Source organism: Bacillus sp. FSL K6-1033 (genome assembly GCF_038630765.1).
GTDB classification, from domain to species: domain Bacteria; phylum Bacillota; class Bacilli; order Bacillales; family Bacillaceae; genus Bacillus; species Bacillus altitudinis.
Map to the genome: position 1 here is coordinate 2,065,055 of NZ_CP152041.1, position 19,116 is coordinate 2,084,170.

The window sequence follows — 19,116 nt, forward strand, 5'->3', positions numbered from 1 at the left end:
TTACCTCACTTTCTTTTTAATGAAATCTGTCGGCATTCTAATGGCATTTTCTAAAATAGGCACCTCTTCTAATACACGGACAGCTAAATCTTCACGCTGCCATTGCGGTAAAATGAATACGCCAAGTGTGCCATTATTCAGATCACGTTTTGCGAGCGGACAAAGCGATGGTTCACCAGAATCTCGGTATACACCAAGCACGTTGGATAAATCAAATAAGATAGCTTGCCGCTGCCCAAGGTTTGCGATGGTTGTGGCCGAGTTAAAATTCTTCGGAGTCAAGATGAACCCCATTCCATGCTCTAAAATCAATTTTTGCTTTTCAGGCAGCCCGATATTCATAATGTAAATATCATTTACGTAAAGTCCTGCGCCGTCAAAACGAAGTTCCCCTTTTTGAATATTCACGATATCCTTTAATTGGCTCCCTGACATTAATAGTTTTGCCATGAAAAAACAAAGAATACCGACCACGGTCCCAACGACGAGCGAAAAGAAAATACAGGCGGTCGTTGTAATAAGGGCAGTAAGAATGGCAATATAATTTCGACTTTCAAAGGCGATCGCAATGCCTTCGATATATGTACTGCCTCGTGAGACAAGCTCATACGAATCCATTTGGGTCAATGTATTTCTTTCCATATTACGCACATCACGAAATTGCGTGGCTGCAAGCGTCAGAAAGGTAATTGCAGTGAATTCTTCCTGGATCAGTGCAGGCATAATAATAGCACCAAGGCCTGATGCGATAAAACCTAGCGCAATGTGAATCACTTGTCCATGAATATATGTGGGATATTGCCGATAATCAGTTCTTAGCATATAAAGCCTAGCCGCCATCCCAAAGATGACACCAATAATCACAGGAAACGTGTAATCCGTCATGTTGATTTTGCAGCCCCTTTTACTGGTTTTCTAGATGAACGGGTGTTCAAGAGTTTTTCAAGCTGACCTACACCTAATAGAAAGACAGCTCCTTGAACAGCCATGGAAAGAAACGAGAGATCTCCTATGACAATGGAAGATGTGAGGCGATGAATCGTAAGCGCATAAAGGGCTTCCCCCAGACATATAGCCATCATCCATAAAGTGATCCGTTCCGTTAACTGATGCCCATATGTTAAACACATCAAGATCAGCAAGGCAAATACAACCCAGTCCACCTTTATTATCGTGAACCAAACTGGATCATATAATGCAAAAATCATAAAAAAGGCATACGCACTGACCATGGAACCTAATTGCATGATTCGCATGATTCGATGAGCAGGCCGAAAGATCACGAATGACATGCAAGCATATAAAAAGGTCATCAAAAATCCTGCATTGATCCTAATGTCTAAAATAGAAACCATGACATGACTGCATATAATATGAATGAGAACACATACGCCCAGCACATTGCGCCACGTGCTTTTCTCCATGATAAATGTCACCATAATCCAAACGAACCATATTGACCAATAATAGTACAATGCCTCCAACCCTCATCACCTCAATTACATTATGGGAAAATCTCCAGTTTTTAAACGTATGAGAAGGTGCGGGATTTGCATGAAATAAACAAGAGGTGACACCCTAATAGTTGAGGAGGGATGTATGATGGGTAAGGATAGACAGGAAAAACGCCTAAAGGCGTCAAGAAGAGTTGAATCTGATCGCGATCAATCCATTCATCACAAAGGGGCAACAACTTTAGAAGGCCCGGAAGACGCTCGCAAAAGAAATCAATAAAAAAAAGACATGTGATTACCACATGTCTCAGCGTGCAGACAAACCCTCGCATTCAGTGTCAGTCCTGCGCATTGGTGCTCACGAATGTCAAATTCGCTCCGCAAAAAGTAGCTGTCTTTCATAGACAAAAAAAGTTTTCTTTCACGCTGAAAAGAAGACAAAGGGCTACATTTCATTTAGTCCTTTGTCTTCTTATTTCTTAAACTATAGTACGTAGTATCCACGCCTCTTTCTTTCAGCCAATGACTTGTTTCCCCTGTAAGCACAATCGGAGCTTGCCTTAGCTCCTCAATTGTTTTCATGCCAAGTACTGTCATCAACATCTTCACATCATCTTGTAGATCAATGATATCAGAGATGAGGCCCTTTTCTCCTCCACTCGTCAGGGATTTTAAGAAAAAGCCGGCTAATCCAACGGCAGACGCACCAAGAGCAATTGATTTTGTCACATCAAGTGCATCTTGAATGCCTCCAGAAGCTAGGACGGTTTGATCTGGAAAGGCTGTATGTACTTCAGCCAGACTCGCTGCAGTTGGAATTCCCCACTGGTCAAAATAGCGAAGTGCTTTTTGACGGCGCAAGTTCTCGATTTTAGAAAAATTCGTTCCCCCAAATCCACCTACATCAACAGCAGCAACTCCAGCATCAAATAATTTCTTTGCTGTTTCCTTACTCATCCCAAATCCAACTTCTTTGACGACAACAGGCACCTCAATTGATTCAGCAATGGCTGAGATCCGCTCAACAGCACCTCTGAAATCACGATCTCCTTCAGGCATGACAATCTCTTGAATCACGTTTAAGTGAATTTGAAGCATGTTTGCCCCCAGCATGTCAACGGCATCCCGTGCTTGCTGAATTGTCGCCTCACTGCCCAAATTGGCAAAAACGAGTCCATCTGGATTCACCTTTCGAACCACTTCATACGTACGACGTTCGTCTGCATCTTTCAGTGCAGCCATTTGTGATCCGACTGCTACTGGAATATTGGTTTCCTTCGCTGCGATAGATAAAGAGCGATTAATCTCATAGGTCGATTCTCCGCCTCCACCAGTCATTGCATTGATAAAAATTGGCGAACCGAAAGTCAGTCCGCCAATTGTCGTATGTGTATCAATTTGTGATGTCGCAAGATCTGGTAAACTGGCGTGAACGAAGGAAACATCTTGTAAACCTGTTGCTGCATGCTGGCCAGTCGACAAAGCATGCTCAATATGCTGTTTCTTTCTTTCTGCTCGCGTCAATTTTGATCACCAAATTATTTTAGTTTATTGAGTTTATCACCAATCAGGTCACCAAGCTGGAATCCGCTTGTATTTTCTTCTTTCGCCTGATATTGACGGTAATCCTCTTCGATTTGTTTTTCAGGATTCTCTTCTAATTCACGAATGCTAAGTGAAATGCGCTCTTCATCTTCATTGACATCAAGCACTTTCACTTTCACAGTCTGCCCTTCTTCAAGGACTTCTTGAGGAGTACCGATATGTTTGTGTGAAATTTGGGAAATATGCACAAGTCCTTCTACACCTGGCAGAATTTCAACAAATGCTCCAAAGCTCACAAGGCGTTGAACGGTTCCTTCAAGAACATCACCTTGTTTTACCTTTTCGCCAATTTGGCTCCAAGGTCCTGGTAATGTTTCTTTAATAGATAGTGAGATACGTTCGTTATCGCGGTCAACAGCAAGAACTTTGACTTTCACTTCCTGTCCTTCTTCAACAACGTCAGATGGCTTTTCGACATGCGCATGGGATAGTTGAGAAATGTGAACTAATCCATCAATGCCGCCAATGTCAACAAATGCACCAAAGTCAGTCAGGCGCTGCACTTTTCCATCAATCACACTGCCTACTGCAAGCTTTTGCAGGAAGTCTTGCTTCTTGTCTAATTGTTCTTGCTCAACGACTGCACGATGCGATAGAATCACGCGGTTTTTTTCGCGGTCAAGCTCTACCACAACAAGCGAGAGTGTTTTTCCTTTGTAGTCAGTGAAGTCTTCTACATAGTGTGCCTCAACAAGAGACGCAGGAATAAATCCGCGAACACCAATGTCGACCACTAGACCACCTTTGACAACGTCTTTTACTTCTGCTTCAAATACTTCTTTTGTTTCAAACTTTTTCTCTAGGTCTTCCCAAGCGCGGTCTGCATCAACAGCACGTTTCGATAAAATCAAAGCATCGTCTTCGACCTTTGTTACTTTAAGCTCTAACTCGTCGCCATCTTTCACGACATCTGATGCTTTTTCAACGTGAAGACTTGATAATTCACTGATTGGGATGATCCCAGGTTGTTTCACATTGACGATATCTACATTGACATGCTTGTCCTCAACTTTAGAAACAATCCCTTTCACTACATCTCCAACCTCTGGTACCTGAACATCGATTTGATTCATTTCCTCTGTCATTTCGATAACCTCCTTGGTCCAAACCTACACAGCTTAGTTAAAACGACTGGGTGAATATGTGTCCTTAGCATGATGATTGCCAGCCGAATATGTATTATAGAAACATTCAAATCAACAGAATTGCTTGAATGATCAATAAAAATAGTATTAGTATAAACTTCTAATAAAAGACCTTGTTTGTCAAGAGATAAACCTCTAACTTATAAAAGTTTTCTAAAATTTCTTACTGTTTTTCTACACGCTCTGCTGCATCTAAAATTTTACCTGCAACCTCTTGAATAGAAAGGGAAGTCGTGTCAATTTCGATGGCATCATCTGCTTTCTTCAGCGGTGATACCTCCCGCTCAGAATCAAGCTTGTCACGTCTTGCAATCTCTTCGATCAGCTGATCGTAGTTGACATCATAGCCTTTTTTCTGATTTTCTTCAAAACGACGTTTTGCTCTTTCCTCTACTGACGCAAGCAAGAAAATTTTCACTTCTGCATCTGGAAGAACATGCGTGCCAATGTCTCTTCCATCCATGACGACACCGCCTCGGTTCCCCAGCTCTTGCTGCCTGCGGACCATTTCTTCCCTAACAGCTCGATGCTTTGCAACAACAGAGACTTGATTGCTTACGCGGTCTGTTCTGATATCTTCTGTGACATCGATCGTGTCTAAATGTACTTTTTGACCTTCGTCAGTTGACACAAGTTCAATGACTGTGTTTTTCAATAACGCATCAAGTGCCTGTTCGTCTTCAAGGTCTACGCCTTGATTGAGTGCTGCAAGTGTAATTGCGCGGTACATCGCACCTGTATCAATATAAATATATGATTTTTTCGCTGCGACAATTTTTGCCACAGTGCTTTTTCCTGCTGCAGCAGGACCGTCAATTGCGATAGATAATTTCTTTTTCATAATACCTCTCCTTGATTGAATCTCCCTTATGAATTGTAACACGATCACCGCTCAAACGGGGGAATTTTCTATCAATCCTTTTGCTTAAATGTCTCAATCCAATCTTCAATGCTCATGTTATTCACACCCTCGTATTGTACGACTTTTGACAAAAATAGTTCTCCTTTCGTCAAGTGAAGGGTGACCTGAACCGCCAAAAGCAGAATGAGCTGAATGAGCACTGCTTTGAATAGCCATCTTTCCATTGTTTTCATACAAAAAGCCTCCAACGCTAGATTCTTTCTCTCTAGTATGGAAGCTTTTGACAACCTTTATTCTTATACTTTTTTCACACGTGTTAGAAGCTGCTGCTGGAAGCAATACTTCATGATGTGTTGCTGGTGGTCGTTTGTGATTTCAGTAAATTCCATGATCGCTCTTGTTTTCCCCGTCTGTTCATCTTGATAAACGCGATTCATTTCTGCAATCGCTTTAATTTTCACTGGTTCTTTAAGTGAAAGTTCAAACTCTGTGACGACCTCGCCATATTCTTTTAGTGAGACACCTTCTGGAACAGCAATTGCTACACCGCCAGCACTCATATTGACAATAAATGTGTCGAAGGTTTCTTCACCATTTTGCGTAATGGACGCTTTCACCATCGTATCCACTCGAAGATATTCTCTTCGCTGAAGCCGAATCATTTCTTCTTTTGGCGGAATCGAAACGACAATCATCGGGATATCTTCTTTTCTTTTCCCAATGACTTTGCTTGTACATTTGTATGGAATTTGATTTTCATCGAAAAAGAAGACGGTGATTTCTGTTTCTTGATTTAAATAGATCGTGCGCCCCGTTTCTTTATCAGCTGGATAATTAATGCAAATATCATCGTTATTATTTTCCAAAACTTTCGATTTTGCAGTTTTCACTTCTTTGTTCTCATTGACATACTCAATTGTGATTGCATCCCCTATTTGTAACATTCCTCATCACTCTTTTCATCTGTGAAATCGTATCCTCTCTTATATTAAACCATGTATAAAACAAAAGGAAAAGGCTTATTCGCCTTTTCCTCGCTTCCTTTTCTATAGGTCTTTATATATAGGTTCTGCATTTTTTAGTTTATCTACTCTTTCTTCTTTTCCAGTATCTGCATTAATGAACATTCGGTACGTGTCGTTTTTAATGGTTCCTAAAAACTCATAGCAGAGAACTTCCTCTGACATATCATTTTGAACAAGAGCTACATGTGTATCCTCGATCTTCACATGTTTATTTAAGGTCTTTTCAGCTTCTTTTCGAGAAATCTTTGGTGCTTTTATGTCACGTTTTCTGTGATTCATTAAATAGTCTTTCGCTGAGAATCCCACAACCTCACCATCATCTAAAGCGACTTTCATTCGAATACTATCTGGATAAAGCAATACGTTATTCTGTAAAGGCACATAGGTAAATACGCCGATATTATCAAATTGCGCACTCTCATCTAAATGAAATGATTCGGTATCGAATCCATGCTTCTTTAAGAAACTTAGTGCTTTTTCTGAGGCATCATTTAAACTGATTTTTTGTTTTTTCACTTCACGGTTCTGAAGAAGATAGACAGGATGGCCGCCTTTTTCAGTCAAGTCTAAATAAAAGTTTGCCCGGTTGTCTGGGTCAGACATTGACAGGCTGTAGACATCACGGTTCGTTTTACTCCCACTTTTTCTCACCTTAAAATCTTTGTTATGGTCAGGCGCAAATTGCTGGGCGATGCGAATCGCTTCTTTTTTTGAAATCTTTTGCCCTTTTAAGTGATTGTAGCCTTGCGTTTCTGATTCAGTTGACACATTTGTAGGGCCAAGATCAACATCTGCAAACGCATCAGCATTTCTCTCAACGGTTTTTAATCCGTCAATGATGGTGTTGTCGTTTTTTCGATCTCCATCAGCCAGTGCCATTTCAACATCCATCCATTTTAAATTTTTGTTGAGTACGAGATGCTGCACTTGTCTAAGTTCGTTTTGAATATCTGCCGCTTGATCATATAAAGTGGTAATGGTTTTGTGTGTATCTTTGTTTAATGGTTCATCTGATAAAGATTTAAGTGACGATTTGTAGCTAAAGTCACCGACATTCGCTAGAAACTCTTCTGTTTTGTTAAAAGGCATCAATGTGAGCGGAAGCTGACTGACATTGTTATGCGCTTCTGATGACATTCTCCATACATCTGCCAGTGCTGGAGATATAGATGTTTGGCTATTCATCGCAAGTGTTGCGCCAAGTTTATCGTGCAGCTGATCGACTTGATACGTTAAATCATGGAAGGCTCTTTGATAGTTGTTCTCTGCATGAAGCAGTACTGCATCTTTTTCTTGATGCTCTTTATAGCCCCAGTATCCTGTTGAGATGACAGCAATTCCTAAAATAGCAATCAATATTCCTCTGATCATTTATTTACACCTCTTTTTATTCACAGAAAATATGTTTCCCGATTCGTTTAATTTGTGGTCTTCCCCAAATCCATGGGCTTGTTGCTGTATCAGGATTAAAGTAATAAACGGCGCTTTCAGATGGGTCCCAGCCATTAATGGCATCAAATACTGCCTTTTTAGCGGTTTCATTTGGCGCCATATAAAATTGTCCATCTGCTACAGCAGTAAACGCAAGCGGTTCAAAAATGACACCAGCAATAGTGTTTGGAAAGGTCGGGTTGTTTAAACGGTTTAAGATGACGGCTGCGATCGCTACCTGTCCTTCATAAGGTTCACCTCTCGCTTCACTATAAACAGCTTGTGAAAGAAGCTGAATGTCATTGCTTGAAAAACCACCTGGCATGTTGGCTGCTGTTTGTTTCGGCGTTTGATTTGCTTGACCATTTCCTGACTGCTTTCCAGACTTCCCAGTCGAGCTGTTTCCTCCGCTTTGACTTTTTTGATTCTCTTTTGCACCTTGTGCTGTCTTTTTTTGCGTGTTTCTTTGCGCAGGAGCCTTTGTTTGCTGATCAAGAGGTTTCCCGCCATAATGCGTAAACTGATTCCCTTTTTGCAGCTGCTGCTGCACAAACTCTTTATAGTATTTCGTCTTTTGAACTAATAGGTTTTTTGTTTTTTCCCCTACGAGTCCATCGACTTTCTTTACACCAAACTGGCTTTGAAAATTGCGCACGGCCCAGTAAGTTCCCCAGCCATACACCCCGTCTATTTTTCCATTGTAAAAACCATTGTATTGGAGCCTTGCCTGGAGCTCGACGACATCTTCTCCTGTAGCTCCCCGCTGAATCACTTGATTCGTGAAAGCTTCACTTTTTTCAGCTGTCATCAATGAAGACGCGAGCAGAACAATTGAGAAGATAAGGACGATTTGTTTCATGAAACGAGCTTTGTCCATATTTGATCCTCCTGTACTTTTGATGTTTGAATATATGTTTCTTCCGATCCCTATTTTTATACATTCATCACAGGAGGGAATTGGATGGAAAAGACAAAAAACGCCCTAAAGACGTATAGGACGTTTTCCAATTTAAATTTGTACCATCTTCACCGCACGGGCTTTTTTGGCTTTCCGCAGACCAAACCACCATAAAAAAATCATGAACGGCAACATAATATATCCCCAATTTTTCATGCCGAGAAGAATGAAATCATATAAGCCATGAAAAAGGATAGGAAGTATTAAAGAGAGAATCAGCCATTTTCGCTGCTCTTTTTTATCAGAGAAGCGAGCTTTACCTATATAAAATCCCATCACCACACCAAATAAAGCATGGCTTGATACAGGCAGCAAGGCACGTGTAAACGCGTACTCTACCCCATGACCCACTAAGTACAAAATATTTTCAAGTGTCGCAAATCCAAGCGAGACACTTGTTCCATAGACAATCCCGTCATAGTGTTCATCAAACTGTACGTGCGCATAGACACTGACCATTAAAATAAACCACTTTAATGATTCTTCTAAAAAACCCGATGTCACAAATGAAATCACGATAGGATTCGTGGCGATATTTTCCTCTTGGAGGACATACTGAATAAACATGGTTGGAAACACAAGTATGACACCTAGCATAAAAGATCTGATGACCATATGAACCGGCTCATTGTCGTATTGATCTTTCAAATAAAAATAACTTAAAAGTGCGATGCCGGGAGCTAAACCTGCTGAAATGATTGCGATCATAATCAGACCTCTTTCCCTACATTATCCTTTATTATCGTACCACGAATCACCCCTTTTTTATATGACTCGAGCCCATTTTCCCAAAAATAATCTTCTATATAATCCCAATTTACATAAAAAAGAACTGAATCCCTTAGAAGGACCCAGTTCTTTTTTTACCCGTTGATTCTTTTGTTGATTTCTTCTGCAATTAACCCGCCATGAAATCTTCCATTTTCAATGAAAATTTCGTTGGCGTTGTTACCAGCTGCAATGACCCCTGCAATGAAAATACCTTCTACATTTGTTTCCATTGTTTGTTCATCAAATGCTGGGCGGCCTGATTCTGGATCGATTGTTACACCCATTTTTTCTAAAAATGAATGATCAGGATGATAACCTGTCATCGCAAACACATAATCACTTTTCACTCGATCCGTTTGGCCCTGCTGGTTTGTAAAGACAATATCCTGTTCTGTGATTTCCTTCACCTCTGCACCGAACTCCATTCGAATGGTGCCATTTCGAACAAGCGCTTCAAACTCTGGTAAAATCCAAGGTTTGATGCTGGATGAATATTCAGTTCCTCTATATAAAACCGTCACCCTGCTTCCGCATTTCACAAGTTCCAGGGCAGCATCAACACTAGAGTTCTTCCCGCCGATCACCGTCACATCTTTATCAAAGTAGGGGTGTCCTTCTTTAAAATAATGATACACATGAGGAAGGTCTTCCCCTTTTACATTCATATAGTTAGGATGATCATAGTAGCCAGTCGCAATCACAACATAGTCACATGTATAGTCGTCTTTTGATGTATTTACCGTAAAACGGCCATCTTTTTTCGTCACAGCGTTTACCTTTTCAAAAGCATTCACACGAAGGCTTTTTCGTCTGACCACCTCTCGGTAATAGGAAAGCGCCTGAATACGAACGGGTTTCCGATTTTCAGTGATAAAAGCGACGTCACCGATCTCAAGCTTTTCACTTGTACTGAAGAAGGTTTGGTGTGTAGGGTAATGATAAATACTGTTGACCACATTGCCCTTTTCAATCACAAGTGCATCAATCCCAATTTGCTTGAATGCAATGGCAGCTGATAGACCGCAGGGGCCGCCTCCTATTATGATCGCTTTTTCTTGTTTCATTTGTTCCACTCCTGTCGTTTCACTGCAATAACAATTGCTGGGCTGTTTGATTCTTTGCATGATTCCATAAAAAAATCTCCTATTTAAGGATAGGAGATTTTAAGGCGCGATGCAAATAAGTCGCTTAAATCCAGCCTCTGAATCGAGAAGCTTCAGCCATTTTACGTACACCGACCATATATGCTGCTAGTCGCATATCAATACGGCGGTTTTGCGCCATTTCATAAATATTATTAAATGATTTCACCATCATATCTTCTAAACGAGTTTCTACTTCTTCTTCTGTCCAGTAGAACCCTTGGTTATTCTGAACCCATTCAAAGTAAGAAACAGTCACTCCACCCGCACTTGCAAGTACGTCTGGAACAAGCAGTACACCACGATCTGAAAGAATTTTTGTCCCTTCCAATGTCGTTGGTCCATTTGCTGCTTCTACGACAATTTTGGCTTTAATGTTCGCCGCATTATCTTCTGTAATTTGATTTTCAATGGCTGCAGGTACTAAGATATCACAATCTAGCTCAAGCAGCTCTTGGTTTGTAATTGTATCATTAAATAATTTAGTGACGGTTCCAAAGCTGTCACGTCGGTCAAGCAAGTAGTCAATATCGAGACCATCTTCATCATACAAACCGCCGTAAGCATCTGAAATTCCTACGATTTTCGCTCCGGCATCATACATAAATTTAGCCAAGTAACTTCCTGCATTTCCGAATCCCTGAACGACAACACGAGCCCCATTGATGTCAATTCCTTTTTTCTTCGCCGCTTCTTTGATACAGATCGTTACACCTTTTGCCGTTGCAGTATCACGTCCATGTGAGCCTCCAAGAACAATTGGTTTTCCTGTAATAAATCCTGGCGAGTTAAATTCATCAATTCTAGAATACTCATCCATCATCCATGCCATGATTTGAGAGTTTGTAAACACATCTGGTGCTGGAACATCTTTTGTTGGTCCAACGATTTGACTAATTGCGCGTACATAGCCGCGGCTTAGTTTTTCAAGCTCCCTAAATGACATTTCTCTTGGATCACAGATAATACCGCCTTTTCCTCCGCCATAAGGAAGATCCACAATACCACATTTTAAACTCATCCAAATTGAAAGCGCTTTTACTTCTTTTTCAGTAACGTTCGGGTGGAATCGAATTCCGCCTTTTGTTGGACCGACAGCATCATTATGCTGCGCACGATAACCAGTGAAAATTTTCACCGATCCATCATCCATACGTACTGGAATTTTGACCGTTAATAGGCGAATTGGCTCCTTCAGCAATTCATACACTTCTTGCGGATAGCCCAATTTATCAAGCGCTTTATGTATGACGGTTTGAGTTGACTTTAAAACATCTAGCTTATCTTCTGCGTTATGAGCGGCGTTTTGATCGGCTGCCATTAAAATAAACCCCCTAGAAATCTTTCATGATCTACTGCTCCCTTTCAAGCAATAGTATACACCTTCGTACTGGTAAAGCAAAGGTAAAAAGCGTTTTTTATCAAAATAAAATATCAGCGTTTATAAATATAAAAATGGATATAAAAAAATACTGTTGTTTCATCACAACAGTATTAAATATAATAGAAAAAAGTGATTAAAAATACAGTTGAATCGTTTTCACTGCATCTTCCTGCATGATCACTTTTCCGTATTCTTTTAACCGGTGAATGGTTAATGTCGTCGGAGAACCGAACTCCGCTAAAATAGAAATGACCGTATCTGCAGACAGTTCTTCGAAATCATCTAGGCTGAGAAAATATTGACCTTCATAATGGTAAACTGTCCCCCCCAAAAGTCCAATACGACTTAAACTATGGGACAGTTGAATCACATCTTCAAACGAGGCAAATTGATAGAGCACATGCTTGCTCTCGTCGAGCTTGACTTGCATCTCAATGTAATCTTCATCAAACTCATCATCAGCATCTTCCTGCTGACTCTTTGTCACAATGACGACCATCCCCTGCGCCTGAAGAGAAAATACTTCAACAGCAATCGGTCCATTCGCTTCAAAACCGAGCTCCTGATTCGCTTCGTTCATCATGTCTTTAAACAGCTGATGAACTTTGAACGAATCTTTCCAAAGGTCTTCTTTCGTAAGACCTCGGTCTGTCAGATCATCTAGTGTGAGAAAAATTTTGATTTTATTATAATTCAGACGCTCTAGCCGCATAACGTTCCCTCCTGCCTCTTCTAACACACATCATACTGTAGTATATGAGATGATGAGTCATAGGTTCTTAATTTTGTATTCAGTTTACACTGTGTCAAGACGGAAGACAAGCATGAAGCTATGCTTACGGTGACTTTTATGGAAAATATTGATGGGGCATCAACTTAGCGCGTTTTTAGCGGCATTAAATAGATCAGATGGGTTTCTGGTTCTGCTCCAAGACGCATCGGAATCTTTGTTGTTCCGTAACCATTACTAATCAGAAAGAAAGCACCTTTGACTTGGCCTGTTCTTCCTTTTTCATACGGACCAAATTTCCCAATGCGAATTTGACCCCCATGGGTATGACCGCTCAAAACGAGATCAATTCCCTCTTCTTCACTCATCAAGTGATGCACATCTGGGTTGTGTGATAAAAGGATATTCACGTCTTCTTTGACAAACTCCGGCCGTATCGCTTCATAATCTGCTTTTTCAAGCCGGATATCATCAATTCCGCCTATTTTAATGGGCTGTCCTTCAAAATTCCACACAGCCGTCTCATTTTGCAATGTCGTCACCTGATAGGTATGGAGGATGTCTTTGAGTTTTTGCTGATGCAGCTCATGGTCGTTATTCCCCCACACAAAATACACCGGGGCAATCCTTGCTAAACGTTTCACATTTTCTTCGACTCTAGCATATGGGACTCCCTTTTCAGCTAAGTCCCCGCCGATCATAATGACATCAGGCTGCTTCTCTTCCACTTCCGCTAATAAAGTATCACTAATTAGACGGCGATGGGTATCAGAAATAAAGAAAATGACTGCAGGTCGATCTGACTGAAGTCCTTCTATTGTAAAGTAATGCTTTTTGATGTTGTTTTGTTTTGCCGTTTTCACCATTTTCGCTGTTACACACACACCTGTTGTCACAGCCGCTATGGCAGCAGTAAATCCGATGGCATATTTCATTATGAATGACTCCCTTGTATCAGCTTTCTTTTATAGGACGCTTGAATGAAAAAAGACGTTTCAACTGTTTAAACGTCTTTTGCTCATTTATTTACTTTCATAATAGAGGTTGATGTCATATTGCGTCTGCATGAAGTGAAAAACGGCCTCGCGCTCTTTCCACTGATTTGATTGAGGCCATAAATCTGTGCTTTTCTGTATAATTTCACATCTGAGCTTATGATATTCATCCTCAGCCTTTTCTTCTTTTTTCTTATAATAATACGATGCGTAAAAAGCAAACACTTCAGCCATGATCCAAAACAGAAACACCTCATGGCCAAGCAATGTGGAAATCATCGCTTCCGGCTGCAGGGAGCCCCCGCTATTAGCTGTTATCACAAAATAAAACAGAAGAATCGCAAGTGATAAAAGGGCTGTCCATTGCCATCTTTTGCATTGTTTTGCAAATCCCTCGTATTTACGTTTCCTTTTGATCAATGTTTCAATCATTTTCTGTGTCGGCTGATCCATATAGCGGCTGATTGCGTGCAATGTCATCACATACACCCTTGTCCCTTTTTTCTACATATGTATGTGCTTTTCGATTCATTCATGTCAAATATTAATTTTCTAATGGGATATTCAATACTTGTCCGCTGTACACGCTATTTCCTTTTAAATGATTGTAAGCTCGAATTTTCTCTTCCCCTGATCGGTTTTGATAATACTTCATGGAAATTCGATACAAGTTTTCCTCTGGTCCAACAGTATGCTGCACGACACGAACAGGCTTTTCTTCCTGCTTCTTCTTCTCTTCTGCTTCTTTTCGCTTTTTCTCTTCCTGCTGTTTTTGAAGAGCGAGCTGTTGCTGCTCACGCTTTTTTGCAGCTTCGGCCTTTTCACGCTCAGCCTTCTCTTTAGCGGCTTGTTCTTTTTTCTTTTGCTCTGCTTTTTCTTTTGAACGCTGCTTTTCTTTATCAGCATCTTTCTTTTTCTTCTCATCATCAGACGCATCCGCTTTGTCAGCGCTTGAATCATTTTTTGTTTCAACAAGTGCTGACGGGACTGGATCTGTGTCAGCACTCGATGTTTTATCAATATAAACACCTTGATTGTTGTTATCGTTAATTTCCTTTGATGTGTAATAAATCAACAGGAAGAAAACCGTGACGACAATAATAGGAAAGATAATAGCCAGTGTCGTAAACAATGGATTACGCACCTTTTTGGTTCGCTGCTTTTTATATTCATGAAAATCTTCTCGTGTAGGAAAGTGAGAGTCATCTGAAGGATGCACTTTTTCTTCTTCAAGATTTTCCTCTACATCATCATCATGGATGTTTGTCAGCTGCTGCTTTTTTCTCTTCATTCTCGACATTTCTTCCATGTTCATCCCTCCCCCAATATTTAAAACGAATTTGACATGCAAAGACTAGGTCAATGACAAAGTGTGTCATGACAGGAACGAATAAATTCCCTGTCCACTCGTATAAAAGTCCTAAAAAAATACTAATAGAAACCACAAGGATAAACAAGAGTATTTTTGACAAATAGCGAAAGTGAAGAAGTGCAAACACAATGCTTGCAATCTCCAGTCCAAATTGCTGCTGAACGATCCCGCGAAATAAAATTTCTTCTGAAAAGGCAATGAGCAGCGTTAACCAAACAATATGCAGAATGCTGCGGTTTTTGAACATTTTTTCATTTAATCCGCCATCATCATACATATGAGCCGGAAACACCTTCATGACAATAGCGTCGACAATAATCACAAGCAAAGCGCCGCCAATTCCGTAAGTCAGGATACGCATATCTCGGATCTGCCATAAGGCTGTAAAATCAGTCCAATGATCAAACATAAACATCCCTAGTAAAAAAGAGACAATCAGCATGAGCAACTGTGTGAAATACAACTGTTCTACTACTTGTCGATCGGTTAATTTTTCAATAATACGGCGATGTTGTTCAATCAATGCTGCGCCTCTTTTGTCAGGTGAAACAGACGATCCAGCTCGGTCTTCCAGTGTTTCATTTCATTCAGCTCCAATGGTTGATCTTTTTTTTCGTAATCAGACAGGTCAAGTCCGCATGAAGAGCAGCAGTTCCCAAAGGAAGCGTCCTCCGTTAGATCAAGCTGCTCATCAAAGTATGATAACAGAGATTGCCTAAAGCAGCGATGGCCAGTGATATGCTCTTTAAACTGCCACACTTTTTTTAGCTTTTCTGTTTGTCTATCCTGCAGCTTTTCTTTCAGCTTCTTCATGAGCAAACGGGGCTGTTCAGTTTGGTACATCGTGTAATAATGCGAGAGCATTCGCGCGCGCGTCTCCTGGAGCCCTGCTTCCATCAATTGTTCACGTAATTTCTTTTCATCATTTATCGGCATTTGTGATAATCGGGCTAAGAAAAAATCAATTTCTGAATCATCAAAACCTTCTGCTTGAATCAAATGACTTTGAATATCCGCATCCTCTTCTGTATATAAAAGAACGCTCACACTATTTTTCCCGTCCCGTCCAGCTCTTCCAATTTCCTGCATAAATGCTTCAATTGACTGAGGAGGACTCATATGAATCACAAAGCGTATATTTGCTTTATCAATTCCCATTCCAAAAGCACTTGTACAGCAAATGAGATCAATTTGACCACTGATAAATTGCTGCTGGATCAGCATGCGGTCTCCTGACTCCATTCCACCATGATAAAACTCTACACGTTGATTCGTTTTTTGTTTCACCAAACGTGAAATATCTTCTGTCATTTGCCGGGTCGGACAATAAATCAGCCCAGGCCCTTGAAGGGTTTCCACAAGCTCCAGTGCTCGTTTCTCTTTTGCTTCTTTCGTTTCATGCGCCTCTTTTAATAGTGCAATATTCGGCCGGTTGACTGAATGAATATGAACATCTGGATGCTCTAGCCGCAACGTTTGCACAGTATCTTTTAAGGTTTGTTTCGTCGCAGTTGCCGTTAGTGCTAAGGCGACAGGATTGCCGAGCGCTTCCCTCCATTCCCCAAGCTTGGAGTATTCCGGGCGGAAATCATGTCCCCATTCCGATATACAGTGAGCTTCATCTACAACGAATAGACCCACATGCATCGCTTTGAGCTGCTCTAACAATACCTCTGACATAAGCGCCTCAGGTGCGACAAATAAAAATTTATATGATGGCAAATGCCGAATAATATGTCTTCTTTCTTGAAAAGACAGTGTACTGTTAAGCGCAGCCACTCGCTTTTCACCGCGCATTTTCATGCGTTCCACTTGATCTTCCATGAGTGATAAAAGAGGTGAAATGATCAGCACTAACCCGTCTGTCAAATAGCCCGGAATTTGATAACAAAGTGACTTCCCGCCACCAGTAGGAAGCATGGCAACCGTATCTTTTTGTTGAAGTACACTTCGAATAATGTCCTCCTGACCTGTTTTGAAGGCATCATAACCAAAGTATCGCATCAGCGTCTGATGAAGCTTATCCACTTGCTTTCACCATCCTTGTCAATGCCAATCGTATTTGAAAATAAGTAAATGAATGCTCGAGACTTTCTTTGATCAGCTTCATCTTGTTGGTTTGGAGCTGACCGGCTACCTCATGTATCGCCTTTTGAGCTTCACTGCTGACATATGGTTCGATCGAGAAGCTCGGCTCATGTATCGAGAGCTCCACAATATGATCTTCAATTGTCGCTTTTTTTAATGAACGAATATGAGCAATTTGATCAATACTGAACCCTTTTTGTACAAGCTCAAGCGTTTTATGGGTAGAGCTGGTCAGCACACGTTTGAATTGAAGATCATCTATCATTCGCTGGATGATCGGTGCCTCACCTTTTTGTGCACATTGAATAAAATAATGGAGCACATTCCAAAAAAGCAAGTAAACATACCATACATCTTCTTTCATCCATTCCGCCATTTGCTGGTACGTCCGTCCGATTCTTTCATTGGAAGTCAATGAATAAACAAAAAGCAGTGCCTCTTGATCAGTTAAATGAGCAAGAAGTGTTTCAAGCTCATGATGGATATCTTCAGAAAGCTTTTTCTTCTGGTGATATTGAGAGAAGAAGGATTTCGTCCAGTTTTGAACCGATATATCTCTTTGAATCGGCACATAGTGTTGTGACCGCGCTGCATGATGTGAAAGGACCTGCACAAGTAAAGACAGCCTCATCCATAATATTTTTGCTTTATCATGATACTTGGCACCATCAAAATAAACTGGCATCGGTTTTTCAGCAAAACGCTGACTTAGCATACTTATTCCTTCATCTGTGGCAATGAATGTATCCTCTGTCTTTCTGATTAAGTGCTGCTCTAGCAGCCTTTTTACAGAGCGATTCAGCTGATCCCTCGTAAAAGCTGGATAGCAGCCGAAGTAGCTAGAGAGCTGAAACAAACTTGCATCCTGTATCGTTTGTGATGATTTTTTCCCTTTAAAAAGATGGTAGACAGCACTAATGGAGCGTTCGCCGTTCAATTTATGTACGCTGTCCATCAACATGACATCCAAGTAATGAATCGTCATTGACCAAAGCACCTGTCTTCCTGACAAAATTCGAATATTTTCTCCCTTTATTTTAACAGATTTCATTGAAGAAGAAATGTTTAAACTCAATTAATGGGGGAAAGTTATGAACAAACCCTTATGTGATAAGCATTCTCAATCACTTTACAGTTGAAATGTGAATTTAAAATCATTACAATAAGGTTTGAGGAAATTGGTTTTTTATCGGTGAAACTAAAAAGGTTAAACCATTTGTTCCATCGAACAATCTGGGAGGTATTTTTTTAACATGGCAAAATATACAATTGTAGACAAAGACACATGTATTGCTTGCGGCGCATGCGGTGCAGCTGCTCCAGACATTTATGATTATGATGATGAAGGCATTGCATTTGTCACGCTTGATGACAATCAGGGGACTGTAGAAGTTCCAGAAGTACTTGAAGAAGATATGCTTGATGCATTTGAAGGTTGCCCAACTGACTCAATTAAAGTTGCGGACGAAACTTTCGATGGTGATCCACTTAAGCATGAATAGGATAAAAGCCCCTTTAAAAGGGGCTTTTTTTATATTAACTATTTTGAAGTCGGCGTTTATTTTCAAACCATGGACGCATTTTGACAAAAATGAAACTAAAGACGATGGTGATGATGATTCCTTTAATCAGGTTAAAAGGCAAGATCCCTGCTGTAATGGTTGCCTTTAGCACATGATCTGACAGGACGGGTGCATTCAAAAACCATGTATAAGCAGGAAGGAACAAGAAATAGTTTAAGATGCTCATCATGACTGTCATGAGTAATGTTCCGAGAATCATGGACCACGCTAACCCTCTTGCTGATTTAATCTTTTTAAAAATAAAAGCCACCGGTAAGATGAATAGTACACCTGCTGTAAAATTCGCTACTTGATCCACAGGAACACCGGACATGCTACCATGAATGAGGTAGTGCAGTAGATTCTTTAAAGCTTCAACAGCAATCCCAGCACCTGGCCCATAAATTAAAATCGCAATAATCGCAGGAATGTCACTAAAATCAATTTTTAAATACCCAGGAAGCCCAGGGAAAGGGAAATTCAATAACATTAATACAAATGCGATACTGCTAAGCATGCTGATGACAACTAAACGTTTTACTTTACTTTGATTCAATATTCTCTCTCCTTTTCGATCAAATCTTTCGAAAAG

Annotated in this window: 22 protein-coding genes; 2 read left to right on the top strand and 20 right to left on the bottom strand. The window is 40.5% G+C overall.

What is annotated here, in order from left to right:
* Both MHH31_RS10465 and MHH31_RS10470 read right to left on the bottom strand, forming a co-directional pair.
* A complete protein-coding gene (locus MHH31_RS10465) occupies positions 1–885 on the bottom strand; it encodes a YIEGIA family protein (protein WP_007500964.1) in 885 nt (294 codons plus the stop codon).
* Positions 882–1,424: a hypothetical protein gene (locus MHH31_RS10470; RefSeq protein WP_017359763.1), complete on the bottom strand. Its 543-nt coding sequence runs from the start codon at positions 1,422–1,424 to the stop codon at positions 882–884. Before MHH31_RS10470 ends, MHH31_RS10465 begins: the two co-directional genes overlap by 4 nt.
* Positions 1,425–1,602: 178 nt before the next feature.
* Here MHH31_RS10470 and MHH31_RS10475 point away from each other — a divergent pair, with 178 nt between their 5' ends.
* Complete coding sequence (locus tag MHH31_RS10475) at positions 1,603–1,734, top strand: YpzI family protein (protein WP_008344525.1); 132 nt, start codon at positions 1,603–1,605, stop codon at positions 1,732–1,734.
* Between the two features lie 176 nt (positions 1,735–1,910).
* Here MHH31_RS10475 and fni read toward each other — a convergent pair whose 3' ends face one another.
* From fni to MHH31_RS10560, 17 genes are all read right to left on the bottom strand, one after another.
* Positions 1,911–2,978 (bottom strand): type 2 isopentenyl-diphosphate Delta-isomerase, encoded by a 1,068-nt coding sequence (gene fni / locus MHH31_RS10480; protein ID WP_039165760.1) that lies wholly within the window; start codon positions 2,976–2,978, stop codon positions 1,911–1,913.
* Positions 2,979–2,992: 14 nt separating this feature from the next.
* Positions 2,993–4,144, bottom strand: a complete 1,152-nt coding sequence (gene rpsA / locus MHH31_RS10485; RefSeq protein ID WP_008344519.1) for a 30S ribosomal protein S1 — start codon at positions 4,142–4,144, stop codon at positions 2,993–2,995.
* 223 nt (positions 4,145–4,367) lie between these two features.
* Entirely contained in the window at positions 4,368–5,045 is a 678-nt protein-coding gene (gene cmk / locus MHH31_RS10490) for a (d)CMP kinase (protein WP_017359766.1), read from the bottom strand.
* Between the two features lie 71 nt (positions 5,046–5,116).
* Positions 5,117–5,299 carry a YpfB family protein gene (locus MHH31_RS10495; RefSeq protein WP_008344514.1) on the bottom strand — a complete coding sequence of 61 codons (183 nt, stop codon included), beginning with the start codon at positions 5,297–5,299 and terminating at the stop codon, positions 5,117–5,119.
* Positions 5,300–5,362: 63 nt separating this feature from the next.
* Positions 5,363–6,010 carry a flagellar brake domain-containing protein gene (locus tag MHH31_RS10500; RefSeq protein WP_007500975.1) on the bottom strand — a complete coding sequence of 216 codons (648 nt, stop codon included), beginning with the start codon at positions 6,008–6,010 and terminating at the stop codon, positions 5,363–5,365.
* A gap of 102 nt (positions 6,011–6,112) precedes the next feature.
* The gene (gene ypeB / locus MHH31_RS10505; RefSeq protein ID WP_008344510.1) at positions 6,113–7,462 is read right to left on the bottom strand and encodes a germination protein YpeB; all 1,350 of its coding nucleotides are present in this window, start codon (positions 7,460–7,462) and stop codon (positions 6,113–6,115) included.
* A gap of 16 nt (positions 7,463–7,478) precedes the next feature.
* On the bottom strand, positions 7,479–8,399 hold the full coding sequence (sleB, locus tag MHH31_RS10510; protein ID WP_144679408.1) for a spore cortex-lytic enzyme: 921 nt from the start codon (positions 8,397–8,399) through the stop codon (positions 7,479–7,481).
* 132 nt (positions 8,400–8,531) lie between these two features.
* Positions 8,532–9,188, bottom strand: a complete 657-nt coding sequence (prsW, locus tag MHH31_RS10515) for a glutamic-type intramembrane protease PrsW (RefSeq protein WP_008344507.1) — start codon at positions 9,186–9,188, stop codon at positions 8,532–8,534.
* A 155-nt stretch (positions 9,189–9,343) separates the two neighbouring features.
* Entirely contained in the window at positions 9,344–10,315 is a 972-nt protein-coding gene (locus tag MHH31_RS10520) for a YpdA family putative bacillithiol disulfide reductase (RefSeq protein WP_024718498.1), read from the bottom strand.
* A 124-nt stretch (positions 10,316–10,439) separates the two neighbouring features.
* Entirely contained in the window at positions 10,440–11,714 is a 1,275-nt protein-coding gene (locus tag MHH31_RS10525; protein WP_007500982.1) for a Glu/Leu/Phe/Val dehydrogenase, read from the bottom strand.
* A 196-nt stretch (positions 11,715–11,910) separates the two neighbouring features.
* On the bottom strand, positions 11,911–12,489 hold the full coding sequence (locus MHH31_RS10530) for a genetic competence negative regulator (protein WP_007500984.1): 579 nt from the start codon (positions 12,487–12,489) through the stop codon (positions 11,911–11,913).
* 164 nt (positions 12,490–12,653) lie between these two features.
* The gene (locus tag MHH31_RS10535; protein WP_144679406.1) at positions 12,654–13,442 is read right to left on the bottom strand and encodes a metallophosphoesterase; all 789 of its coding nucleotides are present in this window, start codon (positions 13,440–13,442) and stop codon (positions 12,654–12,656) included.
* 87 nt (positions 13,443–13,529) lie between these two features.
* Entirely contained in the window at positions 13,530–13,982 is a 453-nt protein-coding gene (locus tag MHH31_RS10540) for a YpbF family protein (protein WP_342494796.1), read from the bottom strand.
* A gap of 64 nt (positions 13,983–14,046) precedes the next feature.
* A complete protein-coding gene (locus tag MHH31_RS10545) occupies positions 14,047–14,811 on the bottom strand; it encodes a LysM peptidoglycan-binding domain-containing protein (protein ID WP_019744027.1) in 765 nt (254 codons plus the stop codon).
* The gene (locus MHH31_RS10550) at positions 14,756–15,397 is read right to left on the bottom strand and encodes a CPBP family intramembrane glutamic endopeptidase (RefSeq protein WP_017359770.1); all 642 of its coding nucleotides are present in this window, start codon (positions 15,395–15,397) and stop codon (positions 14,756–14,758) included. The genes MHH31_RS10545 and MHH31_RS10550 overlap by 56 nt, the downstream gene beginning before the upstream one ends.
* Positions 15,394–16,902: an ATP-dependent DNA helicase RecQ gene (locus MHH31_RS10555; RefSeq protein ID WP_286069214.1), complete on the bottom strand. Its 1,509-nt coding sequence runs from the start codon at positions 16,900–16,902 to the stop codon at positions 15,394–15,396. The genes MHH31_RS10550 and MHH31_RS10555 overlap by 4 nt, the downstream gene beginning before the upstream one ends.
* Positions 16,895–17,947: a helix-turn-helix domain-containing protein gene (locus MHH31_RS10560; RefSeq protein ID WP_096881582.1), complete on the bottom strand. Its 1,053-nt coding sequence runs from the start codon at positions 17,945–17,947 to the stop codon at positions 16,895–16,897. Before MHH31_RS10560 ends, MHH31_RS10555 begins: the two co-directional genes overlap by 8 nt.
* A gap of 268 nt (positions 17,948–18,215) precedes the next feature.
* Between MHH31_RS10560 and MHH31_RS10565 the strand changes: the two genes are divergently transcribed.
* Complete coding sequence (locus MHH31_RS10565; RefSeq protein ID WP_008344492.1) at positions 18,216–18,464, top strand: ferredoxin; 249 nt, start codon at positions 18,216–18,218, stop codon at positions 18,462–18,464.
* Between the two features lie 34 nt (positions 18,465–18,498).
* On the opposite strand, the gene MHH31_RS10570 is transcribed toward MHH31_RS10565, so the two are convergent.
* Positions 18,499–19,080 (bottom strand): ECF transporter S component, encoded by a 582-nt coding sequence (locus MHH31_RS10570; RefSeq protein WP_008344490.1) that lies wholly within the window; start codon positions 19,078–19,080, stop codon positions 18,499–18,501.
* Positions 19,081–19,116 lie beyond the last annotated feature (36 nt).